The sequence below is a fragment of the Sphingomonas sp. genome (assembly GCF_031426035.1).
Taxonomy (GTDB): domain Bacteria; phylum Pseudomonadota; class Alphaproteobacteria; order Sphingomonadales; family Sphingomonadaceae; genus Sphingomicrobium.
Genome location: NZ_JANPKO010000105.1, coordinates 1 through 24,837, shown reverse-complemented (window position 1 = coordinate 24,837; position 24,837 = coordinate 1). Strand labels below are relative to the sequence as shown.

Here is a 24,837-nt window from a genome sequence, read left to right as displayed (position 1 = left end):
GGAACCGCGACACGGTTTGCCGTTTATGCTATGCTCGCGAACTCGGTGGGAGGCAGGCGATGAGCGAGCAGGACCGGATCTATTTCGCGCAGCGCGCGGCGGAGGAGCAGGAGCGCGCCGAAACGGCGGCGGACCGCGGTGCCGCGGCGGCTCACCTCAAGCTTCAGCGCGCCTATCTCGAGCGCGCCAGCGTGGGCGAGCGGCCGGCCCCCGAGCGCGACGTCGTCGGCTAGGGGTCCAGACGTTTGCGCGCTGCTTCGAGCGGATGCGCGCGCGCCTTGGCCCGCGCCGCCTTGAGCCGCTGATAGCCTGACGCTTCCTCTTTCTGCAGTTCCGCGGCGAACTGGCCGGCGCGGATCTCCGCCAACACTTCGCGCATCCTCTGCCTGACCCCGTCGTCGACGATGCGCGGGCCGCCGAGCGTGGCGCCCAGCTCGGCGGTGTTGGAGATCGCCTCGCGCATCCCCGCGATCCCGCGCGCCTCGATCAATTCGGCGATCAACTTCAACTCGCCGACGCATTCGAGGAAGGCGACTTCGGGCGTGACCCCGGCCTCGACCAAGGTTTCGAACCCGGCGGTGAGGATCTCGGGCACCGCGCCCCACACCACCGCGCTTTCGTTGAACAAATCGGCCTCGCATTCCTCGGCGAACGACGAGGCGATCAAGCCGGCGCGGGCGCAGCCGATCGCGCGCCCGTAGGCAAGGGCGATAGCGCGCGCCGAGCCGCTCGCATCCTGCGCCACCGCCCACAGCGCGACCATGCCCTTGCCCTGCGCGTAGAGCGAGCGCAGCGCGGTGCCCGGGCCCTTGGGCGCGACGAGGATCACGTCGAGGTCGGGGCGCGGGTCGATCAGCTTGAAGTGGACCGCCAGGCCGTGGCTGAAGCCGAGCGCGGCGCCCGGTCGCAGGTGCGGCGCGATTTCGCGATAGATCGTGGCGAGCTTTTCGTCGGGCGCGAGCAGCATGACGAGGTCAGCGGAGGCAACGGCGTCCTCGACCCGCGCGACCGTCAGCCCATGCCCCGCGACCTCCGCCGCGCTGGCCGAGCTTTCGCGCAGGCCGACCACCACGTCGACGCCGCTGTCGTGCAAGTTGAGCGCTTGGGCGCGGCCCTGGTTGCCGAACCCGATAATCGCGACGCGCTTGCCGGCGAGCGGGGCGGGGTCGATGTCGGCGTCGCGCAGGATGTCCATAAAACCGTTTCGCCCTGAGCCTGTCGAAGGGCTGTCCTTCGGTTTGCTCGTTTGAAGGAAGGGCAGGACTTCGACAAGCTCAGCCCGAACGGGATTAGGCATCCAACAGGGCCAGCGCTTCGCTCAGATGGCCTTCGACGGGCTCTCCGAACCGCGGCCACTCTCCCGGCGGCTGGTGGGCGAACCAGGTGTATTGGCGCTTGGCGTAGTTGCGGGTCGCCTGCTGGCCGGCGGCGAGCGCTTGCTCCCGCGACAGCTCGCCGCGCAGCATGGCGGCAATCTCGCGCACGCCGATCGCGCGCATCACCGGAAGTTGCGGGTCGAGATTGCGGGCGAGCAGCGCCTCAACCTCGGCCACCGCCCCGCCGTACAGCATCGCCGCGAAACGCGCGTCGCAGCGGGCGTACAGCCAGTCGCGCGGTGGGAGCAGGATCAGCGGCGCGAGCGCGACCTGCGCGGCAATCCCGCCCTCGCGCTGCTCCTGCCATGCGGCGAGCGGCCTGCCGGTCGACAGCACGACCTCGAGAGCGCGGGCGGTGCGCGTGGCGTCGGCCGGGGCGAGCCGAGCGGCGGCCGCGGGGTCTCGCTCGGCGAGCCGCGTGCGGTTGGCCTCGACGCTCGCCGCGCGCACCTCGGCTCGAATGCCGGGATTGATCGGCGGGACCGGGGCGATGCCGTCGAGCAGCGTGCGTAAATAGAGGCCGGTGCCGCCGACCAGGATCGGCAGGCGGCCCGCGGCCTGGATTGCCGAAATCTCGCCCCGGGCCAGCGCCGCCCTCTCGGCCGCCGAGCAGGCGGTGGCGCCGTCGATTACTCCGTACAAGCTGTGCCCGGCGCGCGCGCGGTCGCGGTCGCCCGGTGCGGCGCTAAGCACGGGAATGTCGCGGTACAATTGCGCGCTGTCGGCATTGACGATCACCCCGCCGGTGCGCGCCGCCAGCTCGAGCGCGAGCGCCGACTTGCCGCTCGCGGTCGAACCGGCGATGAGAGCGAGTGGAGGCAAGGGCTTGATCATCGCGACGCTGATAGCAGCCGGGCGGCTCGACCGGGATAGCATCGCGCAGGCTGCGGCCTGTCTCGAGGGATCACGGCTCAAGCCCGGCGCGTGGCGCTGGATCGATGAAGGCGATGCGGCCGACATCGAGATCGCGGGCGGCGCGTTCGAGCTGGCCGAGGCCCGCGCCGCGCTCGATGCCTGCATCCCGGGCGTCGATGTCGTCGTCCAGGAGGCCGCGTTGCGCGAGAAGAAGCTGCTCGTGGCGGACATGGATTCGACGATGATCGGCCAGGAATGCATCGACGAGCTGGCCGACTATGCCGGAGCCAAGCTGGCGGTAGCGGCGATCACCGAGCAAGCGATGCGCGGCGCGATGGATTTCGCGACTGCCTTGCGCGAGCGCGTCGCGGTGCTCGACGGGCTCGACGCCGAGGTCATCGAGCGCTGCCGCATCGAGCGGGTCCGCGCCAACCCCGGCGCGCGGGCGCTGGTCGCGACGATGCGCGCGCGCGGCGCCGCGACCCTGCTGGTGACGGGCGGGTTCACCGCCTTCGCCGAGCCGGTCGCCACCGAACTCGGCTTCGCGGAGGTTCGCGCCAACCGTCTCGGCATCGCCGGCGGGCGGCTCAACGGGTCGGTCGAGGGGCCGATCGTCGACGGCAAGGCGAAATGCGACGCGTTGGTCGAGGTGCGCGACCGGCTCGGGCTGGCCGCGGCGGACACGCTGGCGGTCGGCGACGGCGCCAACGACCGCGCGATGGTCGAGGCGGCGGGGCTCGGCGTCGCCTACCGCGCCAAGCCGGCGCTGATTGCGGTCGCCGACGCACGGATCGACCATAACGACCTCACCGCCTTGCTGTGGGCCCAGGGCATCGCGCGCCGCGACTGGGTCGACGGCTGACGCTTACTTCGCGAGCACCGCGAAACAGGCCTGCCCGCGCCGGGCCAGCGCGGCGCACGCGGCCTGCGCCTTGGCCTTGCTTTCGAACGGACCGACCTGGAGCCGGGTGACCGCCCCGGCGGCAATGTAGGACGGCTGGCGCCCGGCCAGCTCGCCGCTGCCGGACAATTTCGCGAACAAGGCTTCGGCGGCCGACTTCCGGCCGAACGCGCCGAGCTGGACGCGCCAGCCGCCCGACGAGGGCACCGCCGACTTGGCCGGCGCCTCGCCTGCGGCCGGTGCCTTGTGCTTGTCCGCGGCGACCTTCGGCGCCGGCTTGGCGTCCGGTTTCGGCTTGGCCGTGGGCGGCTCGGCGCCGACTTTCTCGAGCGCCAGCGCGACTCCTTTGCGCCGCTTGTCGAGCGGGATCAATTTGTCCATTTCGGCGAGCGTCGCCTTGGCCGCCCCGAGGCCCTGGGCGGCGGCGCGGCTGACCAGGGCGTAGGCCAGCACGAAATCGCGCTGGACCCCGTCGCCGTTGAACAGGGCGGTGCCGTAGACCAGCGAGGCGCGCGGTTCGCCGCGCTCGGCGGCCGCCTTGAGCCAGCGCAACGCGCCGGCCCGGTTGCCGCTCTGGAACAACAGCAGGCCAAGCGTCGCCTGGGCGTCGAGGTGGCCCTTTTCGGCGGCGCGGGTCAGCCATGATTGCGCGGCAGCAAGGTCGATCGGCACCCCGCGGCCGAGGCGGTAGGCCTGGCCTAGGTTGAACGCGGCGTCGGCGTCACCCTGCTCGGCGAGCGGCTTCCAGATCGCCACCGCGGCGGCATTCTCGCCGCGCTGCCATGCCTCGATCCCGGCCTTGACCGACTGCGCCGGGGCCGCGGCGGACACCGCCAGCACCCCCAGCACCGCCGCCCGGGCAAGGATCGAATACGCCGTGATGCCCATCCTGCGCGCCATTCGCCCATCCTAGCCGACCCGCTCGTCAGGGCAACAAGGTCGTGCCGATGTTAACCAGATTTTAGAGGCTTGGGTGTCACTCCAGCCCATCAAACGTCCGCATATGGCGAGGGGAATTACATGCGCGTTCTGGCAATGGCATCGCAGAAGGGTGGGTCGGGCAAGACGACATTGTCCGGTCACCTCGCGGTGCAGGCTCAGCTCGCGGGCGCCGGCCCGGTGTGCCTGATCGACATCGATCCCCAGGGCAGCCTGGCCGATTGGTGGAACGAGCGCGAGGCCGACATGCCGGCCTTCGCCCAGACCACCGTCGCCCGTCTCGCCTCCGATCTGGAAGTGCTGCGCCAGCAGGGCTTCCGCCTCGCCGTGATCGATACCCCGCCGGCGATCACCATGGCGATCCAGAGCGTCATCGCGGTCGCCGAACTGATCGTTATCCCGACCCGCCCGAGCCCGCACGATCTGCGCGCGGTCGGCGCCACGGTCGATTTGTGCGACCGCGCCGGCAAGCCTCTGCTGTTCGTCGTCAACGGCGCCACGCCCAAGGCCAAAATCACCTACGAAGCCGCGGTCGCGCTGTCGCAGCACGGCACCGTCGCCCCGGTCACCGTCCATCACCGCACCGATTTTGCCGCCTCGATGATCGACGGCCGCACGGTGATGGAAGTCGACCCCAACGGCCGCTCGGCGCGCGAAGTGGTCGAATTGTGGGATTATATTTCCGACCGCCTCGAAAAGAATTTCCGCCGCACCGTGTTCGCGGCGCCCGGCGCGGCGCCCAACGGCGTCGCCAGTCCGCGTCCGGTCGGTGGCTTCGGCCGCCGCGTTGTCGGCCAGTAAGGGTGCCACCAGTGAAAACCGAGCCTAAGACGTTCGCCTCGCTCTCGTCCGGACTGCTCGCCCGCAAGGGCGCGGCGCGCCCCGCCATGCGCCCCCAGGGTTTCGGCGGCCAGTCGGCCGGCGCCGGGCTCGAGGACCTCGGCTGGGACGACATGGGCTTCGAGCCGCCGCGCGCTGCTTTGTCGCCGGTGCGCGACGCCGAGCATGACGCGTTCGGAGACGAATTGTCCGAGCCGCCGCTGCGCAGCCCGCTCGCCGGCCTGACCCCGGTCGGGTCGCCGGTGCACGGCCAGCAGGCCGAGCTCGCCGACCGCCTTGAAGCCGACGGCGGCGCCGACGCGCTGAGCGACGAAGGCGAGCCCGACGAGGATTTCCTCGACGACACCGCCGAGCTGTATCAGCCCGAAACGGACGCGGAATTCGTTGCCGCGGCGCCAGTCGCGGCGGTAGTCGTCGCTCATCCGGCTGCGGTTCCCGCGCCGCGCCGTGCGGCTCGCCCGCGCGCCGCTCCGGGCTCCAAGGCCAAGGCGGCCTTCACGCTGCGCCTCGATACGGCGCGCCATCTCAAGCTTCGCCTTGCTTGCGCGGTCAACGCCAGCTCGGCGCAGATCCTCGTGACCGAGGCGCTCGATGCGTATCTCGCCGGCATGCCGGAACTCGACGCCATGGCCGCGAAAGCCAACCGCAAGGGATAAGTAAAATGTCCAAGTCGCTCCGTTACGGCTCCGCTCTGTCCGCCCTCGCGCTCGCCGGGGTGATCAGCAGCTGCGCGGCCCCGCACCGTGCGACCCGCAGCGCGTCGAGCGTTGCCAACCCGGGCAATGTCGGGCTCGCCACCCGCGCCCAGATGGCGCTTGGCGCCGAGGATTACGCCAGCGCGGTCGATTTCGCGGAGCGGGCGGTGGCTGCCAAGCCCGCCGACGCCGGTTTCCGCGCCTTGCTCGGCAATGCCTATTTCGGCTCCGGGCGGTTCGCCTCGGCCGAGGCCGCCTATCGCGATTCGCTGACCTTGGCATCGAACCAGCCGCAGGTCGTGCTCAAGCTCGCTTTGGTCCAGATCGCCCAGGGCAAATCGGGTGAGGCGCTGCGCTTCCTCGAGGCTGCCCGCGGCATGCTCGACCCGTCCGATTACGGCCTGGCCCTGGCGCTCGCCGGCCAGCCGGGCGGTGCGATCGAGGTGCTCGAGCCGGCCGCGCGCCAAGTCGGCGCCGACGCCCGCGTGCGCCAGAACCTCGCCCTCGCTTATGCTTTCTCCGGTGACTGGACCGCGGCGCGCAACGTCGCCGCGCAGGACCTCGCCGCCGACCAGGTCGATGCCCGGGTCGCGCAATGGATGCAGCTCGCCAAGCCGGTGCGCGCTTCCGACCAGGTCGCCGCGCTGACCGGGATCAGGCCCGCCGCGTCCGACCCCGGCCAGCCGGTGCGGCTCGCGCTCAACGGCGCGGCTCCTGTCAAGCTTGCCGGGTCCGCTCCGGCGGTGACGCCCGCTCCCGCCCCGGTGGTTGCTCCGGTTGCGGTCGCCGCCCCGCTGGTCAGCGAGGCCGCGCCCGCGCTGCCGCCGCTGCCGCCGCTGTCGGCCTCCGACGCCGAAGTCGCCTCCGCTACGGTCGTGCTGCCGGCCCCGGCGCCGATCCCCGCGTTCGAGGCGCCGGTCCGGGCCCACGCCGAAGCGCCGCCGATGCCGCCGGCGCGCAAGCGCGCTCCGGTGCGCGCCGCGTCGTTCGTGCCCAAGCGCGCCTTGCTGCACTCGGCGTCGTGGGCGCGTCCCAACGGCAAGTCGACCGCGGTCGTCCAGCTCGGTGCCTACGGCTCGCCGCAGCGCGTCGCCGCCGCCTGGAACGCCGCTGCCCGGCGGTACTCGGCGCTCAAGAAATTCACCCCGATGAGCGCGCGTTTCGCGAGCGCCCACGGCACCGTTTACCGCCTGTCGGTCAAGGGTTTCGCCGGGGTCAAGGACGCCGCCGCTCTGTGTGGCGCGGTGCGCAAATCGGGCGGGTCGTGCTTCGTGCGCAACGTTGCCGGGGACGCCCCGGTGCGCTTCGCCTCGCGCTGATCGACTAGCGGAAACTCACTCGCCGCCGGCGCTGACCAGCGCCAGGCAGGCCATGCGGATCGCCACGCCCATCTCGACCTGGCGCACGATCAGCGAGCGCTGCGGGTCGTCGGCGACCGCATCGGCAATTTCCACGCCGCGGTTGATCGGCCCCGGGTGCATCACCACCGCCTGCGCTGACGCTTTGGCCAGCCGTTCCTGCGTCAGCCCGTAGCGCGCCAGATATTCCCCCGGCGCATCGCCCAGATCCTCGTCCATCCGCTCGCGCTGGACGCGCAGCATCATCACCACGTCGGCGCCAGCGATCGCCTCGTCGATCGAGCGCCGCTCGGCCTCCGCCGGAACCAGCGAAGGCGGGCCAGCCAGCCGCACTTCAGCACCCAATCGATTGAGCAAGGCGGCGTTCGAGCGCGCCACCCGGCTGTGCTTGATGTCGCCGCAGATCGCCACCTTGAGCCCGTCGATGCGGCCGAAATGCTGGCGGATGGTGGCGGCGTCGAGCAGCGCCTGGGTGGGGTGCTCGTTGGTGCCGTCGCCGGCGTTGATCACCGGGCAATCGACCAGCGCCGCGACCTCAGCCACCGCACCATCGCGGCCGTGGCGCATGACCAGCGCGTCGGGGCGCATCGCATTGAGGGTGCGCGCGGTGTCGGCCAGCGTTTCGCCTTTCTTGACCGACGATTGCTCGACCGGAAGCGTGACCACCTCGGCGCCGAGCCTGAGCGCGGCGATCGCGAACGACATCAGGGTCCGTGTCGAATTCTCGTAGAACAGATTGCACACGATGTGGCCGGCCAGCACGTCGTGGCGCAGCGGCCCGTCGCGATTGGCGGCAAACCGCCGCTCGCCCTCGTCGAGGATGTGCGCGATGTGGTCGTCGCTCAGCGAATCGATGGTTAGCAGGTCCATGGGCCGCGTCGGCTTATTCGGGCGCCGGGAGATTGGCCAGCGCGTCGATCGCGCCCTGCAGGATGTGCGCGGCGGCCAATTTGTCGACCGCCACCGCGCGCTTGGCGCGGCTGACGTCGGCGGCGACCATCGCGCGCTCGACCGCGGCGGTCGACCAGCGCTCGTCCCACAGCAGCACCGGCAGCCCGAGCGGCGCGAGGTTGCGCGCGAACGCGCGCACCGATTGGGTGCGCGGCGAATCGCTACCGTCCATGTTGAGCGGGAGCCCGACCACCAGCCCGACGATGTGCTCGCGCGCGACGAATGCGGCGAGCGCGGCGAGGTCGGTGGTGAATTTTTTGCGGGCGATCGTCTCGCACGGCCCGGCGAAATGCCATTGCGCGTCGCAGATCGCGACCCCGATGGTCTTGGTCCCGACGTCGAGCCCGCCAAGCTTGCCGCCGTTCGCCAAGGCGGTGGCGAAGTCCACGACCGAATCGGCGATCAGCGCCGCCACGCCGCCACCCGCCGCGCCGCGTCGGCGCGCACCGCGCCCCAGAACAAGGCGTAGTCGTAGACGTGATAATTATTCCCCGGCAGCACGTACGGCCCGAGCGCGGGGATTGCGCCATTGAGCATCAGCAGCCCGTCGTCGCACTGCGCCCCGACACGGCCCGGCACCAGCGTCGCCGAGGCAAGGTCAGCGCTCGGCACCAACGTGCCCGGGTTAGCGCCCGGCGCCGCCGCGCCGTCGCGGGTGCCGGTGAGCGGATTGACGCACAAAATGTCCTCGCGCTTGCGCTTGCCCCCGGCGAGCCCGGGCGAGCCCTGGTAGGCGTCGACCACCAATTCGGGGTTGGCCGGCGCGGCGAAGCTCAGCCACGACAGCAGGCAGCCGGCCTGGTCGGGCGCGGTGCAGGCGGGCAGGCCGAGCGCGGGGACATCGGCGGTTACGCTGAGCGGCCAGCCGACGACATAGGCCGCGGCAACGCGCCGCTGCAGCGGCGTGCCCGCAACGCGCTCCTTGAGCAGCCGCATCAAATGCAGCGCGCCCTGGCTGTGCCCGGCGAGGATGATCGGGCGCTCGGTGGGGGCTTCCGCGACAAAGCGGTCGAACGCCGCGCGGACATCGCCGTAGGCGAGGTCGAGCGCCGCAGTGGCATCCTCGTTCTTGAGCAAAAACGCCCCGAATGCGGCCTGGCGGTAGCGCGGCGCCCACACCTCGCCCGCGCCGGTCAGCGCGCTGGCCTGGCTGCGCACGAACAGCCCGGCGCGCTTGTCGCTGTCGGCGTGCCCGCTGAGCGGTGCGTTCCAGCGGTCGCGCTCGAGGTAGGTCGTCGGGTGGATGTAGAAAACCACGGCATCGCCGCCGCCCGCCGAAGTGCCGTCAGGTAGCCAGCGAGAGGGATCGTCGGCCATCCCGGGCCGCGCCAGCCACGCCGAATTCGCGCCGTAATCAGGTCCGCTGGCCGGGGGCGGCGCGGTGAAATGGCCTCTCGGCGTGGCGCTGCGGATCAGCACGCGGTCGCCGAACTGGAAAATCGCGAACCCCGCCGCGACCGCGAGCAGTGTCAGGATGAAGACCATGATGAGGAAGCGGCGTGCACACATGGCCGGCGCCCTATTGGGCATCCGCGCGGGCGGCAAGGCGGTTGAAGGGTACGGGCGCCCCTGCTAGCCGCGCCGACATGTCAGTAGATGCAACCCAGGTGCGCCACGTCGCCAAGCTCGCCCGCATCGCGATGAGCGACGCCGAGATCGCCGCGCTGGTGCCCGAACTCAACAACATCCTGGGCTGGGTCGACCAGCTCGCCGAGGTCGATACCGACGGCGTCGAGCCGCTGACCGCGGTGATCGAGCAGAAACTGCGCCTGCGCGACGATGTCGTCACCGACGGCAACCGGCGCGACGCGATCCTCGCCAACGCGCCGGGCGCCGAGCACGGCTTTTTCGCGGTGCCCAAGGTGATCGAATAGTGTCCGAGCTGACTACCAAGACCATCGCCGAGCTGCGCGACGGTTTCCGCGCCGGCGACTTTTCGGCGCGCGAGATTGCGGCAGAGTTCAACGCCGCGGTCGCCGCGGCCCGCGCCCTCAACGCATTCACCGTCGAAACCCCCGACGACGCGCTCGCCGCCGCCGCTGCCGCCGACGAGGCGCGGGCAGGGGGCGACCCCGGCCCGCTCGCCGGCATCCCGCTGGGGATCAAAGATTTGTTCGCCACCGAGGGCGTCGCTACCACCGCCGGCAGCAACATCCTCAAGGGCTTCAAGCCGCCCTATGAATCCACCGTCAGCGGCAACCTCCGCCGCGCCGGCGCGGGCATGCTCGGCAAGTTGAACATGGACGAGTTCGCGATGGGCTCGTCCAACGAAACCAGCGCCTATGGCCCGGTCATCAGCCCGTGGAAGCGCAACGACGGCGGCAACAATTCGCTGACTCCCGGCGGTTCGTCGGGCGGCTCGGCGGCGGCGGTCGCGGCCGGCCTCGCACCGGGCGTCACCGGCACCGACACCGGCGGCTCGATCCGCCAGCCCGCCGCCTTCACCGGCATCTGCGGCATCAAGCCGACCTACGGCCGCGCCTCACGCTGGGGCATCGTGTCGTTCGCCTCCTCGCTCGACCAGGCCGGCCCGATGGCCAAAACCGTGCGCGACTGCGCCATCCTGCTCGAGGTAATGTGCGGGTTCGACCCCAAGGACGCCACCTCGCTCGATGTCCCGGTGCCGCAGTGGGAAGCCGGATTGTCGAGTGATCTCAAGGGCAAGCGCGTTGGAATTCCCAAGGAATATCGTATCGACGGGGTGCCTGCCGAGATCGACGCGCTGTGGGACAAGGGGGTCGAATGGCTGCGCGACGCCGGCGCCGAGCCGGTCGAGATCAGCCTGCCACACACCCAATACGCGCTGCCCACATACTACATCATCGCCCCCGCCGAGGCCTCTTCCAACCTCGCCCGCTATGACGGCGTGCGCTACGGCTTGCGCGAGATCGGCGAGGCGGGGCAGGGCACCGCGCTCGACGGGATGTATGCCGCGACCCGCGCCGCCGGCTTCGGCGCCGAGGTCAAGCGCCGCATCATGATCGGCACCTATGTGCTGTCGGCGGGCTTCTACGACGCCTACTTCACCAAGGCGCAAAAGGTCCGCACCTTGATCAAGCGCGATTTTGCGCAGGCATTTGAGAAGTGCGACCTGATCCTTACCCCAACCGCGCCGTCAGCCGCGTTTGGCTTGGCTGAGAAGATGAGCGACCCGCTGGCGATGTATCTCAACGACGTGTTCGCGGTCCCCGCCAGCCTCGCCGGCCTGCCCGCGATGTCGGTCCCCGGCGGCCTCGACGGCCTCGGCCTTCCGCTCGGCCTCCACCTCATCGGCCGCGAGCTCGACGAGCAAGGGGTTCTGAATGCCGCCCTGGCAATCGAGGAACGCGCGGGCTTCACCGCGCGAGCGGAGAAATGGTGGTGACTTCTGCCTGCTTCCCCTCTCCGTTCGTCCTGAGCCTGTCGAAGGACTGCCTTTGCTCTACGGCGGACAGGGCAGGGCAGGGCTTCGACAAAGCTCAGCCCGAACGGTTTTTGGATTTGAACTGATGGCTGACGCAACCGCACCTTATCGCATCAAGGGCGAAATCGGCGAATATGAGGTCGTCATCGGCCTCGAGGTCCACGCCCAGGTTGTCAGCAACGCCAAGCTGTTCTCGAGCGCTGCCACCGCGTTCGGGGCCGAGCCCAACACTCAGGTCGCGCTGGTCGATGCGGCGATGCCGGGGATGCTCCCGGTGCCCAACCGCGAATGCATCCGCCAGGCGGTGCGCACCGGCATGGCGCTTGAGGCCCAAATCAACCGCTGGTCGCGCTTCGACCGCAAGAATTATTTCTACGCCGATCTGCCTCAGGGCTACCAGATCTCGCAGCTCTACCACCCGCTGGTCGGCGAGGGCGAAGTCGAGGTTTTGCTCGACCCCGCCGACGAAACCTCGACCAAGGCGATCGGCATCGAGCGCATCCATGTCGAGCAGGACGCCGGCAAGCTGATGCACGACCAGCATCCGACTTCGTCCTATGTCGACTTGAACCGCGCCGGCGTGGCCTTGATGGAAATCGTCTCGCGCCCCGACATGCGTTCGCCCTCCGAAGCAGGGGCTTATCTGAGGAAGCTCAGGTCGATCCTCCGCTATGTCGGGTCGTGCGACGGCAATATGGAGGAAGGCTCGATGCGCGCCGACGTCAATGTCAGCGTGCGCAAAGTGGGCGCCGAGCTCGGCACGCGGACCGAGACCAAGAACGTCAATTCGGTGCGCTTTGTGATGGCCGTCGTCGAGCATGAGGCCAAGCGCCAGGTCGAACTGATCGAGGGCGGCGGCACAGTGGTCCAGGAAACCCGCCTGTTCGACCCCGACAAGGGTGTCACGCGGACCCTGCGCTCGAAGGAAGACGCCCACGACTACCGCTATTTCCCCGATCCCGATCTGCTCCCGCTCGAGCTCGACGACGCCTTCCTCGAGGAATGCCGCGCCTCGCTGCCCGAGCTGCCCGACGCCAAGCGCAAGCGCTACGAGAGCCACGGCATCCCGCCCTACAACGCGTCGGTGCTGACCGCCGAGGTCGAGACCGCGCGCTGGTTCGACGCGCTGCTCGAAAAAGGCGTCGAGCCTAAGGCGGCCGCCAATTGGGTCGCGTCGGAGCTGTTCGGCGCCTTGAACCGTCTCGGCAAGTCGATCGAGGAGTCGCCGGTGTCGCCCGAGCAGGCGGCGGAGTTGCTCGCTTTGGTCGGCGACGGGACCATTTCGGGCAGCCTCGCCAAGCAGGTGTTCGAGATAATGCTCGAGAGTGGGCAGGGCGCGGCCGCGATCGTCGAGGAGCGCGGGCTTAAGCAGACCAGCGACACCGGCGCGATCGACGCCGCGGTCGACACCGTGCTCGCCGCCAACGCCGACAAGGTCGCCGAGTATAAAAGCGGCAAGGAGGCCCTGTTCGGCTTCTTCGTCGGGCAAGTGATGAAGGCGATGGCCGGCAAGGCCAACCCCAAGCTGGTCAACGAGGCGCTGCGGGCCAAGCTCGGGTGACATTATGAGGTGGTCCATGCGTAAACTTGCCGCACTCGCGTTGGCCCTGTCCGCCGCCTCCGCCTCGGCCACCCCACCGATCATGGGTCCGCCGCCGCCAGCCCCACCGCCGCGCCTGTTGATCGTGATCAGCATCGACCAATTGTCGTCGGACCTGTTCGACGAGTACCGGCCCTTGTTCGGCGGCGGCCTCGCCCGCCTCGCGCGCGGCACTTTGTTCCGCAACGGCTACCAGAGCCACGCCGCGAGCGAGACCTGCCCCGGCCATTCGACCATCCTCACCGGCGTCCGCCCGGCCAATAACGGCGTGGTCGCCAATTTGTGGGTCGACCAGTCGGTCAAGCGCGCGGACAAGAACATCTATTGCGCCGAGGACGAGAGCGTCCCCGGCTCGACCTCGACCGCCTACACCGTGTCGTCGGCGCACCTCCGCGTCCCCACGCTGGGCGAAATCCTCAAGGCGAAAATGCCCGCGAGCAAGATTGTCGCGGTCGGCGGCAAGGACCGCTCGGCGGTGATGCTGACCGGCAAGCGCGCCGACCAGCGCTGGTACTGGTCCGGCAAGGGTTTCGTCAGCGACTTGGCCGGAGCAACCTCGAGCGCGGCGCAGCGCACCAATGCCGCGGTCGCCAGGCTGATCGCCGCCCCCCAGCCGCCGCTCGAAGCCCCCGCCGCGTGCGCTCCGCGCGCGGTCGCGGTCGAGCTCGAGGGCGGCGGGCTGCCGGTGGGGGTCGGCACCTTCGCCCGCGCCGCCGGCGACACCGGCGGCTTCCGCGCCTCGCCCGCGTTTGACGGCGCCGTGCTGGCGCTCGCCGCGGCGCTGGTCGGCGATCTGCAGCTCGGCGCCGACACCGCGCCCGACATCCTCGCGCTCGGCCTCGCCGGAACCGATTATGTCGGCCACACCTACGGCAGCGGTGGGCAGGAAATGTGCCTGCAATTGCTGTCGCTCGACCGCGACCTCGGCGACTTCTTCCGCCTGCTCGACGCCAGCAAGATCGACTATGCGGTGGCGCTGACCGCCGACCATGGCGGGCTCGACATCCCCGAGCGGCTGCGCGCCAAGGGCGTGACGGGCGCGGCGCGGGTCGACCCCGAGCTCGCCGCCGACAAGCTCGGCGCGGCGATCGGACAGGAGCTCGGCCTCAAGGGCAAAATCCTCCATGGCGATTTCGCCGGCGATGTCTGGCTCGACCGCTCGCTGAGCCCCGCCAACCGTGTCCGCGTCACCGCCGCCGCCCTCGCCCGCTACCGCGCCCATCCCCAGGTCGAAGGCGTGTTCACCGCGAAAGAGATCGCCGACACCGCGATTCCCGCCACCACGCCCGACCGCTGGACCATGGCCGAGCGCTTGCGCGCCTCGTTCGACCCGGCGCGCTCGGGCGACCTGCTGGTCGTGCTCAAGCGCCACATCATGCCGATCGCCGACACCCGAGCCTACGTCGCCACCCACGGCAGCCTGTGGGATTACGACCGCCGCGTGCCGATCGCCTTCTGGCGCCCCGCCATGCCGCCCGCCGACATCGCGGCGGCGGTCGAGACGGTCGACATCATGCCCACGCTGGCGGCGATGCTCGGGATCGGCGACCTGGCGGTCAAGGTCGACGGCAAGTGCCTGCTCGGCATCCAGGGCGTCGCCTGCCCGCCGCGCTAGGCCGTTCAAATCACTGGAATTTCCGCGCAGCCTTCATCCACTGTTCAGTTTCACGGCGGCAAGCGGAACCAAGGGAGGGGCCGCAGGTTGGCGTCCCGACAGTGGAGGTTCGCATGCGCCTGCAGGGTATCGCGCTCGCGCTGATCGTCGGCGGTTCACTGAGCGCCTGCGTCCAGACGCGCCAATATGCCGACGTCGAGTTTGCCCCGCCTGAAGGCGACTACCGCCTGCTGGTGATGCGTCCCGACGTCAACGTCACTTCGCTGACCACCGGCGGCATGGCCGAGCCGCGCGCCGACTGGACCGAGACCGCCCGCGCCAACATCATCGCCGCCTTGAAGGAGCAGCAGGCCGGGCGCGGCGGCAAGGCGCTGATCCTCGAGCGCCGCAACGCGCTGCCCGGTGTTCCGGAAGACACCGTCGCCGATCTCGAGCGGCTCCATTCGGCGGTCGGAAATTCGATCGCGCTGCACAAATATATGGGCGCCAACCTGCCCACCAAGCGCGGAAAGGGCCTCGACTACACGCTCGGCGAGGATGCCGTTGCGCTCGGCCGCAAGACCAATTTCGACTACGCCCTGTTCCTCCACGCCGAGGACAATGTCGCCTCGACCGGGCGCGTCGCACTGCAGGTGCTCGGGGTCGCCGGCTGCTTCATCGGCTTCTGCGCCCCGAGCGGCGGCAGCAACCAGTTCGCTTATGCCTCGCTGGTCGATCTCAAGACCGGCGAAGTGGTGTGGTTCAACGTGCTCCAGACCGGCAGCCAATTGCCCGGGGTCAGCTTCGGCGACATCCGCACCCCCGCCGGCGCGGCGCAGATGGTCGAGCGGCTGGTCGGGCGCATGAAGCCGGGGCGGTTCGTCCGCGCGCGGGATCGCAGCTGATGTGCGCGCGCTGTTTCGAGCTTGACCGCCGCGCGCTGCTGGCCGGCGGCGGGGTGCTCGCCGCCTCGCTCGCCACCGGCACCGCCCAGGCGCGCGTCCGCCCGGCCGACATGGTGCCGCTGATCGGCCCCGGCTTCAAACCCACCGACCGCGACGAAATGGGCCTGTGGCAGCAGATGCAGCGCGTCGAGGAAGAGGTCGCCGGCTCCAATTTGCTGATCAAGGATCCCGCGCTCAACCGCTATTTGCAGGATCTCATCGGCCAGGTCGGCGGGCCGGCCGCCAAGGACATGCGGATCTACGTCGCGCGCATCCCCGATTTCAACGCGGTGATGTTCCCCACCGGCTTCACCGTGATCTTCTCCGGCCTGCTCCTGCGCATGCGCAACGAGGCGCAATTGGCGGGCGTCATCGCCCACGAATCGGGCCACTTCCTGCGCCGCCACATGATCCGCATGTGGCGCGACATGAAGCGCAAGAGTGACCTGTTCGCGATCGGCGCGATGGTCGCCGGGGTCGCCGGGGCGGGGGCCGGGGTCAACACCGGCGACATCACCCAGCTTGCCCAACTCGGCACCATCTTGTCGCTGTTCAAATACAACCGCGTGATGGAGGCCGAGGCCGACGCGATGGGCGCCCGGCTGCTCGCCGAGAACGGCTATCCCGCGCTCGAGATGGCCAACACTTGGGAGCAGTTGATCGGCGAGATGAACCGTAGCGCCAAATACCGCCGCAAGCGCCGCGACCGCGGCTACTCGCTGTTCGCGACCCATCCCGCGCCCGAAAGCCGCATGGCCGACCTCCGCGTCTCGGCCGCCGAGGTCACCGTGCCGGGGCGCACCTACGACAACCGCCGCGCGCAGTATCTTGCCGCGATCCACGACATCCGCCCGATGCTGCTCGACGACCAGATCAAATTGAACGACCCCGGCGCCAGCCAATATGTCGTCGAGATGCTCGCCCGCGACGGCTGGAACGGTCTGCTCCGCTTCCATGAGGCCGAAGTGTGGCGGCTTCGCAACCGCCCCGGCGACGATCTCCGCGCGGCGCAGGGCTATGCGGTCGCGGTCGCCTTCCCCGATGCGCCGGCCGAGGCGTGGCGCTGGCACGGGGTCGCCTTGCTCAAGCAGGGCCGCACCAATGAAGGGCGCGCGGCGCTCAGCCGCTATTTGGCGGTCAAGCCGCAAGCGCCCGACGCGCCGTTCATTCGGCAAATGATCGTGGCCGGGAGATAAGCATGCGTGGCGTCAAACTTCTCTGTGCCGCGGCGGTGCTGGCGACCCTCCCGGCGTGCAGCTCGCTCGGTGCCGGCGAAGGTATCGGCAACAGCTATTACGCGCTGGTGCGGGTGCGCAGCATCCAGGTCGGCGACGGCTCGATGGCGGTCACCCCGCCGCGCCCGTGGAACCGCGCCCGCCGGGTGTTCTTCGACGATGTCCGCTGGGTCGAGGATTGGACCCTCAACGGGCCTTATCTCGACGGCATCACGTTCGTCGCCGGGCTGCCCAACGACAAATATCTGATCCGCCAGCGCCGCAGCGAGGAACGCCAGGTGCCGCGCTTCCGCTCGGACATGACCGTGCCCGAGATCACCGCTCTGCTCGAAAGTGCGTGGCGGGTGCGCGGCGGCGCGATCGATTTCCGCACGCTCGCGCTGACCCCGCGGCCGTTCCTCGGCACCGGCGGCTTCCAGTTCGATTACGAGCATCTCGACACCGACGAATTGTGGCGCAAGGGCCGCGCGGTCGGCGCCATCGTCAACGGCCGGCTCTACCTCATCATGTATGACGGGGCGCGCTCGCATTATTACAACGCCGCGCTGGGCGACTTCGAGGCGATCGCCAACAGCGCGCGTCTGCGCTGAGGGAACGGCCCGCCCCGCCCGGGGTTGGGCGGGGGATGAAAAAGTCCCAAGCCAAGCAGCGGGCCAGCGCGCTCGAGCGGGCCGACATCGCGGTCGCCGACGCCTTCACCCCGATCCGCGACAACCCTGTGATCGAGGCCGCCGGCAAGCTCAGCGACATCGGCGACCAGCCGCCGCTCTATGCGATCAGCTACGGAGTGATCGGCGCCGGGCTCATAACCGGCGACCGCCGCACGCTGCGCGCCGGGGCGCGAATGCTCGCCAGCCACATCGCCGCGATTTTTCTGAAAAGCCTGGTCAAGCACCGCATCGACCGCACCCGCCCCGATGTCGTCGCCGACAGCGGTCGCTACGAAATGGAGCCGGGAGACCGCCGCGGCCACGATTTCAACAGCTTCCCCTCGGGCCATACCGCAAGTTCGATCGCGGTCGCCCGCGCGGTCGGGCGCGATTATCCCGAGCTCCACGGCGCAGCGCTAGGGGTGGCATCGGCGATTGCGATGACCCAGGTCGTGCGCAGCTCGCACTTCGTCAGCGATGTCGCCGCAGGCGCGGCGATCGGCCTCGCCGCCGAAGCGCTGGTCGACCAGGTCTTCCGCCGCGCCGGCGTCTGACGGTCAGCCGATCGGCGAAATCGGCGTGGTCGGCGCCTCGGTGCCGGGAGACGACGGGGCGGGGACGTCGATGTCGGGCGTAGACGGCGGCGCTTCGGCCGGGGCTTCGCTCGGCTGGCCTGGCTGGGAAGGCTGGCCCGGCTGCGACGGCTGCCCGGGCTGGGAAGGATCGGGGGCGTCGTCGGGGAAGGGCGGCAATTGCTGCATGGTGTGTCTCCTTAGCTGTCGAACGCCCGTCGCACCCGACAAGTTGCTCGTCCCGCCCGCGCTTGCCTCGCCCCCGCTTGCCCCGTGGCGCATCCTTGCTATAGCCGCGCACCTTGAAGCGTCCGCGCGGGCGTGGCGGAATTGGTAGACGCGCTTGGTTTAGGTCCAAGTATCGCAAGATGTGGGGGTTCGAGTCCCTTCGCCCGCACCAATTTGCCGGCCGCCGCCGTGACCAGCCAGTTTTAGGAATGCAGTAGCGATCATGAAAACCGTCGAGACGGAAAAGGAAGGCCTCAAGCGCGCCTTCATGCTGACCATCCCCGCCAAGGACATCGCGGCGCGCGTGGACACCGAGATCAAGCGCATCGCGCCGACCGTGCGCATGCCTGGCTTCCGCCCCGGCAAGGTCCCGCCCAATCTCATCCGCAAGATGCACGGCGATGCGCTGCAGCAGGACGCGCTTCAGGGCGCGGTGTCCGACGGGGTGCAGAAATTGCTCGCCGACAACAAATTGCGCCCGGCGATGCAGCCCGAGGTCGAGCTCGACCAGGGCTACGAGCCGGGCAAGGACGCCGAGGTGAGCGTGCGCCTCGAAGCGCTGCCCGAAGTGCCCAAGCCGAAGATCGACGGGCTCAAGCTCGAGCGGCTGACGGTCGAGCCCGACGAGGCCGCGGTCGACGCCCAGCTCCAGCAGCTGGTCAGCTCGAACAAGGCGTGGAGCGACGCGCCGAAGGGCCACAAGACCGCCACCGGCGACCTCGTGGTGATGGATTTCGCGGGCTCGATCGACGGCGTGCCGTTCGACGGCGGTACCGGCGAGGACATGCAGGTCGAGCTCGGCTCGGGCCAGCTGATCCCCGGCTTCGAATCCGGGCTCGAGGGGGTCAAGGTCGGCGACCAGCGCGACGTGCCGGTGACCTTCCCGGCCGACTACCAGGCGGAAAATCTCAAGGGCAAGGCGGCGCTGTTCGCGGTCACCGTCAAGGCGGTCAAGACCGCCGGCGAGGCCAAGCTCGACGACGCGTTCGCCAAGTCGATCGGCCTCCAGGACCTCGCCCAGTTGAAGGGCTTGCTGCGCGACCAGCAGGTGCAGGAGCTGGCCGGGCTGACCCGCACCCACATGAAGCGCCGCCTGCTCGACCAGCTCGCCGCGGCGCATGATTTCGGCGTGCCCGAATCGATGGTCGAGGCCGAGTTCAGCAACATCATGGCCCAGCTGCGCCATGAGGCGACCCACGAGGCCGACCAAAAGGCCGCGCTGGCCGAGATCGAGGGCGACGCCGCCGAGTATCGCACCATCGCCGAGCGCCGCGTCCGCCTCGGGCTGCTGCTGAGCGAAATCGGCGCCGCCAACGGGGTCGAGGTGTCGCAGCAGGAGATGAGCCGGCTGGTCGCCCAGGCCGCGCAGCAGTATCAGCCCAAGGACCGCGAGCGGTTCATCGACTATATCCAGAAGGAGCCGATGGCCGCCGCCCAGCTGCGCGCGCCGTTGTACGAGGACAAGGTCGTCGACTTCCTGTTCTCCAAGGCGGAGATCAGCGACCGCACCGCGACCCGCGCCGAGCTCGAGGCCGACCTCGAGAGCGAGGAAGGCCATGTCCACGGCCCCGGCTGCGGCCACGACCACGCCGCTGCGGCGAAACCAGCCAAGGCGAAGAAGGCAGCGGCCAAGGCCGCTCCGGCCAAAGCTGCTCCGGCCAAGGCGGAAGCCAAGCCGAAGCCCGCCAAGCCGCTCAAGGACGGCCCGGGCGCCAAGGCTCCCGACAAGGCTCCGGCCAAGACGGGGTCAGCTAAGAAGGCGCCGGCCAAGAAGGCTTCAGCCAAAACGAAATAAAATCCGTTCGTCCTGAGCTTGTCGAAGGACTGTTCTTCTCACTAGGCTGGGGGAGGGCAGGGCTTCGACGAGCTCAGCCCGAACGGTTCCCGGGGGGCGAATGGGCAAGGCTGAACCACGCATCGCGGTGCTGCTGCCGTGCTACAATGAGGAAGCGACCATCGCGGCGACCGTCGCGGGGTTCCGCGCCGCTTTGCCCTCGGCCGCGATCTACGTCTACGACAACAACAGCCGCGATCGCACCCGCGAGCTCGCCGCCGCGGCCGGCGCCATCGTTCGCTCCGAGCGCCAGCAGGGCAAGGGCCATGTCGTGCGGCGGATGTTCGCCGACATCGACGCCGACATCTACGTCATGGCCGACGGCGACCTCACGTACGACCCCAAGGCTGCCCCGGCGATGGCCGAACTGCTCGTCGCCGACCAGCTCGACATGGTGGTCGGCACCCGCCGCCACGAGGAGAAGGACGCCTATCGCGGCGGCCATGTGCTCGGCAATCGCATCTTCACCGGGCTGCTCGCCGGCCTGTTCGGGCGCAGTTTCACCGATATTTTCTCGGGCTACCGCCTGTTTTCGCGGCGCTTCGTCAAGAGCTTTCCGGTGCTATCGTCGGGGTTCGAGATCGAGACCGAGATCAGCGTCCACGCGCTCGAATTGCGGATGCCGGTCGGCGAGGTCGAAACCAGCTACGCCGCGCGGCCCGAGGGGTCGGAGTCCAAGCTCTCGACGCTGGGCGACGGGTGGCGCATCTTCAAGACCATTTTGACACTCTATCGCATTGAAAGGCCAGTGCTTTTCTTCGGCCTGATCGGCTCAGCCCTGATGGTGCTTGCAGTGTTGCTCTCGATTCCGCTCGTGATGACATATTTGGATACCGGTCTGGTGCCGCGGGTGCCGACCGCGATCCTGATCACCGGCCTCGGCATCGTCGCGGTGCTGTGTTTCTTCGCCGGCCTGATCCTCGACACTGTCACCCGCGGTCGCCGCGAAGTGCGCCGGCTGGCCTATCTCGCGCTGCCGGGACCCGCCACGCCGCAAGTGTAGACCTTTTGCATCACCCGCCGACAAATTGTGTCAGTTGGGAGACTCGCGCTTCCGCCTGCCGTCCTGCTGCAGTAAGCCTGTCCCCAAGGGCCCGCGCGTACCGCCGGCCGATCGACGGGGGATTTATGAAGCACATCGCACTCGCTCTTCGCACCGGCGCGGCCATCGCCGCGATTGTCGCCGGCGCTTCCGCCGCGCAGGCGCAGAGCACGCTGCCGCCGGCCGACGCACCGGAAACGCCGGCTTCGACCGCGCAGGAAGCGACCAGCCAGGGCGACATTATCGTCACCGGCTCGCGCATCCGCCGCGACCCCCTGTCGCAAGACGCGCCGATCACCTTCGTCGATGAGGAAGACATCGCCAAGACCGGCCTCAACTCGATCAACGACGTGCTCCAGCGCCTGCCCAGCGCGGGCGGCGGCCTCAACGGCAAGTTCAACAATTCGGGCAATTTCGGCAACCCGCCGGACGGCGGCGGCGTCGGCGCCGGCTCGGCCGAGATCGACCTGCGCTATCTGGGCTCCAAGCGCACCCTGGTGCTGGTCGACGGCCTGCGCTTCGTCAACGGCGCTGCGGCGTCGGGCGTGCCCGGCTCGGTCGATTTGAACGCGATTCCCGAAAGCATGATCGAGCGCGTCGAAGTGCTGCAGGACGGCGCCTCGTCGATCTACGGCTCGGACGCCATCGCCGGCGTGGTCAACATCATCACTAAGAAGCGCCAGCGCGGCTTCCTCGCCAGCGCGCAGCTCGGCATCAATGGCGAGGGCGACGGCTTCAGCCAGAACTACCAGGTCAGCTGGGGCAATGGCGGCGACGGCCCGACCCAGATCGTGGTCGGCGCCAATTACGTGAAGCAGCAGCCGATCAGCTCGGGCGATCGCGATATTTCGCTGTTCCCCAACCCTTATTCGACCGATTGCGGCGGCGGCGGGTGCAGCTCGGGCACTCCGTTGGGGCGCTTCATCGTGCTCGGCCAGGACCTGACGCTGATCGCTCCGGTGATCGGCCGCGCGCCGGTGCTCGCCGATTATCGCGCCTTCTCCAGTCCCGGCGACCGTTTCAACTTCGCGCCGTTCAACTTCATCCTGACCCCGCTCGAGCGCCTCGGCGCGTTCGCCAATCTCAAGCACGAGATTGCGCCCGACCTCAACTTCAGTGCGAAACTGATGTGGAACCGGCGCAAGTCGAAGAACCAGGCGGCCCCGCTGCCGCTGTTCGTCGGGCCCGACGCCGGCAACGGCAATTTGCTCGACACCATCGTGATCGACGCCTCCAACCCGTTCAACCCGTTCGGGACGCTCGGGCCCGGCACCTATGAATTCATCGGCCGCCGCGTCATCGAAGGCGGACCGCGCCGCTACAACCAGACCGTCAACACGACCTATGGCACGGCGACCCTCGACGGCCGCTTCGACATGATGGGCCGCGAGTGGTTCTGGGACATCAACGGGCTGGTCGGCCGCAACAAGGCCAAGCAGGTCATGCTCGGCAACATCAATGCCGCCAACCTCCAGCTCGCGCTGGGCCCGGTTGGCGCCTGCGTCGCGCCGTGCGTGCCGTTCAACATCTTCGGCGGCGTCGGCTCGATCACCCAGGCCATGCTCGACTATGTCGGGTTCGAGCAGAACGACCGCAGCAAGCAGAAATTGTGGGGCGTCACCGCCAACCTCTCGGGCAGCCTGATGGACTTGCCGGGTGGCCCGCTCGGGCTCGCCGTGGGCGTCGAGCACCGCGATCAGAAGGGCAGCTTCACCCCCGACCCGATCATCCAGGCCGGCCTTGGCTCCGACATTCCGGCGCAGGCCAGCGGTGGCGGCTTCAACATCGACGAAGCCTATGCCGAAATCAACGCGCCGGTGATTGCCGACCGCCCGTTCTTCGAGTTGCTCGAGTTCAGCGGCGCGGTGCGCTTCTCCGATTATTCCAGCTCGGGGTCGACCACCACGTTCAAGGGCGGGGTCAACTGGAAGCCGGTGCGCGACCTGCGCTTGCGCGGGTCGTGGGCGCAGGGCTTCCGCGCCCCGACCATCGGCGAATTGTTCGGCACCCCGTCGCGCTTCGACCAGGAACTGGCCGACCCGTGCTCGGCAGACCAGAACCCGAGCGGGACCATCGCCGCCAATTGCGCCACGCTCGGCGTCCCGGTCGGCTATCAGCAGAACAACCCGCAGATCTCGGTGCTGACCAGCGGCAACGAGGATTTGAAGCCCGAGAAGTCGAAGGGCTACAACCTCGGCGCGGTCTACAGCCCGTCGTTCCTGCCGCGCTTCTCGATCGAGGCCGATTATTACAACATCAAGATCAAGAACGCGATTTTCGCCGCCGCCGGCGAAGTGCTGGCGCGCTGCGTGTCGACGCTTGATCCGGTCGCCTGCGCCGCTGTCACCCGCACCGCGTCGGGCCAGATCGCGCAGATCTCGGGCGTGCTCGGCAACGTCAACGGCATCAACACCAAGGGCCTCGACGTCAATCTCGCCTACAAGACCGCCCCGGCGAGCTGGGGCACTTTGGGCTTCACCTTCAACAACACCTTCCTGTTCAACTACGACGTGATCGTCCCCACCGCCGACGGCTCGGCGGTGATCGACCGCGAAGGGACCGAGCAGGGCAGCCCCGACCAGGCCTATCCCAAGCACAAGGCGATCGCGATCCTCGACTGGAACGGCAAGAATGTCGGGGCGTCGCTGACCGGCCGCTACATCAAGAAGGTGGTCGAATCGGCCAACGGCAACGACTTGAACTCGCGGCTCTACACCGACATCCAGTTGCGCTTCTTCGCGCCGAGCTTCGCCGACAACTTCGGCTTCGCGCTGGGCATCAACAATTTGTTCGACAAGGACCCGCCGGGCTGCATCAGCTGCGGCCTCAACAACTACGACCCGGGCACCTACGATGTCCCCGGCCGCTACTTCTACGCCCGCGCCACGCTCAAGATGTAAGCCACGCGCAGGCTTCGCGTCACAGGGGCGGTCCGGCACCATGCCGGGCCGCCCCTTGTTTTTGCGGCGTTTTCCGTTGCGCGCTTGAACCGTGCCGCGTTCCGCCCGATGTAGGCCTTCACCAACCAGCCAAGGATCGCGCATTCATCATGGATCATGAAGACATCATCGCCGGCCTCGTTCCGATCGTCATCGAGCAGTCGAACCGGGGCGAGCGCAGCTTCGACATTTACTCGCGGCTGCTGCGCGAGCGCATCGTCTTCATCACCGGCGCGATCGAGGACCACATGGCCTCGCTGATCACCGCCCAATTGCTCTTCCTCGAGTCCGAGAACCCGAAGAAGGACGTGTTCATGTACATCAACTCGCCGGGCGGCGTGGTCACCGCCGGGCTCGCGATCCACGACACCATGCAATATATCCGGCCCAAGGTCGGCACGGTGTGCATCGGCCAGGCCGCGTCGATGGGCAGCTTCCTGCTCGCCGCGGGCGAGCCGGGGATGCGCGTCGCGCTCGCCAACAGCCGGATCATGGTCCACCAGCCGTCGGGCGGGACCCAGGGCATGGCCGCCGACATCGAGATCCAGGCGCGTGAGATCCTGCGCATGCGCTCGGCGCTCAATTCGCTCTACGCCAAATATACCGGCCAGCCGCTCGAGGTGATCGAGAAGGCAATGGACCGCGACAAGTTCCTCGAGGCCGACGAAGCCAAGGAATTCGGCATCATCGACGAAGTGTTCGACAAACGCCCCGAGGCGGGCGAGGGCGACACCACCGGCGCCGCCGACATCACCCCGGCGTAACGCGTTAATGCCGCTGCGGCCGTTCCATCTCGCCTTCCCGGTCCGCGATCTCGATGCGGCGCGGGCGTTTTACGGCGGGGTGCTCGGCTGCGCGGAGGGGCGCAGTTCGCCCGAATG

The 24,837-nt window shown here is 69.0% G+C and carries 24 protein-coding genes, 1 tRNA gene and 1 pseudogene; 19 read left to right on the top strand and 7 right to left on the bottom strand.

Annotated features, from left to right (window positions below; translation table 11 throughout):
• Positions 1-59: 59 nt before the first annotated feature.
• A complete protein-coding gene (locus RMP08_RS07860) occupies positions 60-233 on the top strand; it encodes a hypothetical protein (RefSeq protein WP_310468441.1) in 174 nt (57 codons plus the stop codon).
• Here the strand turns inward: RMP08_RS07860 and ilvC are convergent.
• Positions 230-1,195 (bottom strand): ketol-acid reductoisomerase, encoded by a 966-nt coding sequence (ilvC, locus tag RMP08_RS07855; protein WP_310468440.1) that lies wholly within the window; start codon positions 1,193-1,195, stop codon positions 230-232. The genes RMP08_RS07860 and ilvC overlap by 4 nt on opposite strands.
• Before the next feature lie 94 nt (positions 1,196-1,289).
• Positions 1,290-2,210 carry a tRNA (adenosine(37)-N6)-dimethylallyltransferase MiaA gene (gene miaA, locus RMP08_RS07850; protein ID WP_310468439.1) on the bottom strand — a complete coding sequence of 307 codons (921 nt, stop codon included), beginning with the start codon at positions 2,208-2,210 and terminating at the stop codon, positions 1,290-1,292.
• Between miaA and serB the strand changes: the two genes are divergently transcribed.
• Positions 2,203-3,093 carry a phosphoserine phosphatase SerB gene (gene serB, locus RMP08_RS07845; protein ID WP_310468438.1) on the top strand — a complete coding sequence of 297 codons (891 nt, stop codon included), beginning with the start codon at positions 2,203-2,205 and terminating at the stop codon, positions 3,091-3,093. The genes miaA and serB overlap by 8 nt on opposite strands.
• Before the next feature lie 3 nt (positions 3,094-3,096).
• Here serB and RMP08_RS07840 read toward each other — a convergent pair whose 3' ends face one another.
• Entirely contained in the window at positions 3,097-4,032 is a 936-nt protein-coding gene (locus tag RMP08_RS07840; protein WP_310468437.1) for an SPOR domain-containing protein, read from the bottom strand.
• Positions 4,033-4,152: 120 nt separating this feature from the next.
• Here RMP08_RS07840 and RMP08_RS07835 point away from each other — a divergent pair, with 120 nt between their 5' ends.
• The 3 genes from RMP08_RS07835 to RMP08_RS07825 are packed head-to-tail and all read left to right on the top strand — an operon-like array spanning position 4,153 to position 6,925.
• The gene (locus RMP08_RS07835) at positions 4,153-4,872 is read left to right on the top strand and encodes a ParA family protein (RefSeq protein WP_310468436.1); all 720 of its coding nucleotides are present in this window, start codon (positions 4,153-4,155) and stop codon (positions 4,870-4,872) included.
• An 11-nt stretch (positions 4,873-4,883) separates the two neighbouring features.
• Positions 4,884-5,567, top strand: coding sequence for a hypothetical protein (locus tag RMP08_RS07830; protein ID WP_310468435.1), 684 nt, complete (start codon positions 4,884-4,886; stop codon positions 5,565-5,567).
• Positions 5,568-5,572: 5 nt separating this feature from the next.
• Positions 5,573-6,925 carry a tetratricopeptide repeat protein gene (locus RMP08_RS07825; protein WP_310468434.1) on the top strand — a complete coding sequence of 451 codons (1,353 nt, stop codon included), beginning with the start codon at positions 5,573-5,575 and terminating at the stop codon, positions 6,923-6,925.
• A gap of 15 nt (positions 6,926-6,940) precedes the next feature.
• Here RMP08_RS07825 and RMP08_RS07820 read toward each other — a convergent pair whose 3' ends face one another.
• Genes RMP08_RS07820 through RMP08_RS07810 form a run of 3 tightly spaced genes read right to left on the bottom strand, consistent with a single transcriptional unit; the run spans position 6,941 to position 9,424 of the window.
• A complete protein-coding gene (locus RMP08_RS07820; protein ID WP_310468433.1) occupies positions 6,941-7,834 on the bottom strand; it encodes an aspartate carbamoyltransferase catalytic subunit in 894 nt (297 codons plus the stop codon).
• A 13-nt stretch (positions 7,835-7,847) separates the two neighbouring features.
• Entirely contained in the window at positions 7,848-8,321 is a 474-nt protein-coding gene (ruvX, locus tag RMP08_RS07815) for a Holliday junction resolvase RuvX (RefSeq protein ID WP_310468448.1), read from the bottom strand.
• Positions 8,318-9,424: a DUF3089 domain-containing protein gene (locus RMP08_RS07810; protein ID WP_310468432.1), complete on the bottom strand. Its 1,107-nt coding sequence runs from the start codon at positions 9,422-9,424 to the stop codon at positions 8,318-8,320. The genes ruvX and RMP08_RS07810 overlap by 4 nt, the downstream gene beginning before the upstream one ends.
• A 77-nt stretch (positions 9,425-9,501) precedes the next feature.
• Here RMP08_RS07810 and gatC point away from each other — a divergent pair, with 77 nt between their 5' ends.
• The 8 genes from gatC to RMP08_RS07770 all read left to right on the top strand — a co-directional run bounded on the left by gatC (position 9,502) and on the right by RMP08_RS07770 (position 17,895).
• Positions 9,502-9,789: an Asp-tRNA(Asn)/Glu-tRNA(Gln) amidotransferase subunit GatC gene (gatC, locus tag RMP08_RS07805; RefSeq protein ID WP_310468431.1), complete on the top strand. Its 288-nt coding sequence runs from the start codon at positions 9,502-9,504 to the stop codon at positions 9,787-9,789.
• Complete coding sequence (gene gatA, locus RMP08_RS07800; RefSeq protein ID WP_310468430.1) at positions 9,789-11,279, top strand: Asp-tRNA(Asn)/Glu-tRNA(Gln) amidotransferase subunit GatA; 1,491 nt, start codon at positions 9,789-9,791, stop codon at positions 11,277-11,279. The genes gatC and gatA overlap by 1 nt, the downstream gene beginning before the upstream one ends.
• A 124-nt stretch (positions 11,280-11,403) precedes the next feature.
• On the top strand, positions 11,404-12,879 hold the full coding sequence (gene gatB / locus RMP08_RS07795; RefSeq protein ID WP_310468429.1) for an Asp-tRNA(Asn)/Glu-tRNA(Gln) amidotransferase subunit GatB: 1,476 nt from the start codon (positions 11,404-11,406) through the stop codon (positions 12,877-12,879).
• Between the two features lie 16 nt (positions 12,880-12,895).
• Positions 12,896-14,533, top strand: a complete 1,638-nt coding sequence (locus RMP08_RS07790; RefSeq protein WP_310468428.1) for an alkaline phosphatase family protein — start codon at positions 12,896-12,898, stop codon at positions 14,531-14,533.
• A 113-nt stretch (positions 14,534-14,646) separates the two neighbouring features.
• Positions 14,647-15,417 carry a hypothetical protein gene (locus RMP08_RS07785; protein WP_310468427.1) on the top strand — a complete coding sequence of 257 codons (771 nt, stop codon included), beginning with the start codon at positions 14,647-14,649 and terminating at the stop codon, positions 15,415-15,417.
• Complete coding sequence (locus RMP08_RS07780; protein WP_310468426.1) at positions 15,417-16,652, top strand: M48 family metalloprotease; 1,236 nt, start codon at positions 15,417-15,419, stop codon at positions 16,650-16,652. The genes RMP08_RS07785 and RMP08_RS07780 overlap by 1 nt, the downstream gene beginning before the upstream one ends.
• Before the next feature lie 2 nt (positions 16,653-16,654).
• Positions 16,655-17,281, top strand: coding sequence for a hypothetical protein (locus RMP08_RS07775; protein WP_310468425.1), 627 nt, complete (start codon positions 16,655-16,657; stop codon positions 17,279-17,281).
• Between the two features lie 35 nt (positions 17,282-17,316).
• A complete protein-coding gene (locus tag RMP08_RS07770) occupies positions 17,317-17,895 on the top strand; it encodes a phosphatase PAP2 family protein (RefSeq protein ID WP_310468424.1) in 579 nt (192 codons plus the stop codon).
• Positions 17,896-17,898: 3 nt separating this feature from the next.
• Here the strand turns inward: RMP08_RS07770 and RMP08_RS07765 are convergent, their stop codons facing one another.
• The gene (locus tag RMP08_RS07765; protein WP_310468423.1) at positions 17,899-18,102 is read right to left on the bottom strand and encodes a hypothetical protein; all 204 of its coding nucleotides are present in this window, start codon (positions 18,100-18,102) and stop codon (positions 17,899-17,901) included.
• 126 nt (positions 18,103-18,228) lie between these two features.
• On the opposite strand from RMP08_RS07765, the gene RMP08_RS07760 reads away from it, so the two are divergent.
• The 6 genes and pseudogenes from RMP08_RS07760 to RMP08_RS07735 all read left to right on the top strand — a co-directional run.
• Positions 18,229-18,313 (top strand) — tRNA-Leu (locus RMP08_RS07760).
• Between the two features lie 51 nt (positions 18,314-18,364).
• Complete coding sequence (gene tig, locus RMP08_RS07755; protein WP_310468422.1) at positions 18,365-19,936, top strand: trigger factor; 1,572 nt, start codon at positions 18,365-18,367, stop codon at positions 19,934-19,936.
• A 100-nt stretch (positions 19,937-20,036) separates the two neighbouring features.
• Positions 20,037-20,978 (top strand): glycosyltransferase family 2 protein, encoded by a 942-nt coding sequence (locus RMP08_RS07750; RefSeq protein ID WP_310468421.1) that lies wholly within the window; start codon positions 20,037-20,039, stop codon positions 20,976-20,978.
• Between the two features lie 125 nt (positions 20,979-21,103).
• Complete coding sequence (locus tag RMP08_RS07745) at positions 21,104-23,917, top strand: TonB-dependent receptor (protein WP_310468420.1); 2,814 nt, start codon at positions 21,104-21,106, stop codon at positions 23,915-23,917.
• 149 nt (positions 23,918-24,066) lie between these two features.
• Complete coding sequence (locus tag RMP08_RS07740) at positions 24,067-24,720, top strand: ATP-dependent Clp protease proteolytic subunit (RefSeq protein ID WP_310468419.1); 654 nt, start codon at positions 24,067-24,069, stop codon at positions 24,718-24,720.
• 7 nt (positions 24,721-24,727) lie between these two features.
• Positions 24,728-24,837, top strand: a pseudogene (locus RMP08_RS07735) (glyoxalase); the annotation flags it as partial.

Bases quoted from the DNA above. Each gene is read 5' to 3' on its own strand.
- RMP08_RS07860 (WP_310468441.1), top strand. From the start codon at position 60: ATGAGCGAGCAGGACCGGATCTATTTCGCGCAGCGCGCGGCGGAGGAG.
- RMP08_RS07745 (WP_310468420.1), top strand. From the start codon at position 21,104: ATGAAGCACATCGCACTCGCTCTTCGCACCGGCGCGGCCATCGCCGCG.
- gatC (WP_310468431.1), top strand. From the start codon at position 9,502: ATGTCAGTAGATGCAACCCAGGTGCGCCACGTCGCCAAGCTCGCCCGC.
- tig (WP_310468422.1), top strand. From the start codon at position 18,365: ATGAAAACCGTCGAGACGGAAAAGGAAGGCCTCAAGCGCGCCTTCATG.
- RMP08_RS07770 (WP_310468424.1), top strand. From the start codon at position 17,317: ATGAAAAAGTCCCAAGCCAAGCAGCGGGCCAGCGCGCTCGAGCGGGCC.
- gatB (WP_310468429.1), top strand. From the start codon at position 11,404: ATGGCTGACGCAACCGCACCTTATCGCATCAAGGGCGAAATCGGCGAA.
- miaA (WP_310468439.1), bottom strand. From the start codon at position 2,210: ATGATCAAGCCCTTGCCTCCACTCGCTCTCATCGCCGGTTCGACCGCG.
- RMP08_RS07750 (WP_310468421.1), top strand. From the start codon at position 20,037: ATGGGCAAGGCTGAACCACGCATCGCGGTGCTGCTGCCGTGCTACAAT.
- RMP08_RS07810 (WP_310468432.1), bottom strand. From the start codon at position 9,424: ATGTGTGCACGCCGCTTCCTCATCATGGTCTTCATCCTGACACTGCTC.
- RMP08_RS07765 (WP_310468423.1), bottom strand. From the start codon at position 18,102: ATGCAGCAATTGCCGCCCTTCCCCGACGACGCCCCCGATCCTTCCCAG.
- ilvC (WP_310468440.1), bottom strand. From the start codon at position 1,195: ATGGACATCCTGCGCGACGCCGACATCGACCCCGCCCCGCTCGCCGGC.
- RMP08_RS07775 (WP_310468425.1), top strand. From the start codon at position 16,655: ATGCGTGGCGTCAAACTTCTCTGTGCCGCGGCGGTGCTGGCGACCCTC.
- RMP08_RS07780 (WP_310468426.1), top strand. From the start codon at position 15,417: ATGTGCGCGCGCTGTTTCGAGCTTGACCGCCGCGCGCTGCTGGCCGGC.
- RMP08_RS07825 (WP_310468434.1), top strand. From the start codon at position 5,573: ATGTCCAAGTCGCTCCGTTACGGCTCCGCTCTGTCCGCCCTCGCGCTC.
- RMP08_RS07785 (WP_310468427.1), top strand. From the start codon at position 14,647: ATGCGCCTGCAGGGTATCGCGCTCGCGCTGATCGTCGGCGGTTCACTG.
- RMP08_RS07840 (WP_310468437.1), bottom strand. From the start codon at position 4,032: ATGGCGCGCAGGATGGGCATCACGGCGTATTCGATCCTTGCCCGGGCG.
- RMP08_RS07820 (WP_310468433.1), bottom strand. From the start codon at position 7,834: ATGGACCTGCTAACCATCGATTCGCTGAGCGACGACCACATCGCGCAC.
- RMP08_RS07790 (WP_310468428.1), top strand. From the start codon at position 12,896: ATGCGTAAACTTGCCGCACTCGCGTTGGCCCTGTCCGCCGCCTCCGCC.
- RMP08_RS07740 (WP_310468419.1), top strand. From the start codon at position 24,067: ATGGATCATGAAGACATCATCGCCGGCCTCGTTCCGATCGTCATCGAG.
- RMP08_RS07835 (WP_310468436.1), top strand. From the start codon at position 4,153: ATGCGCGTTCTGGCAATGGCATCGCAGAAGGGTGGGTCGGGCAAGACG.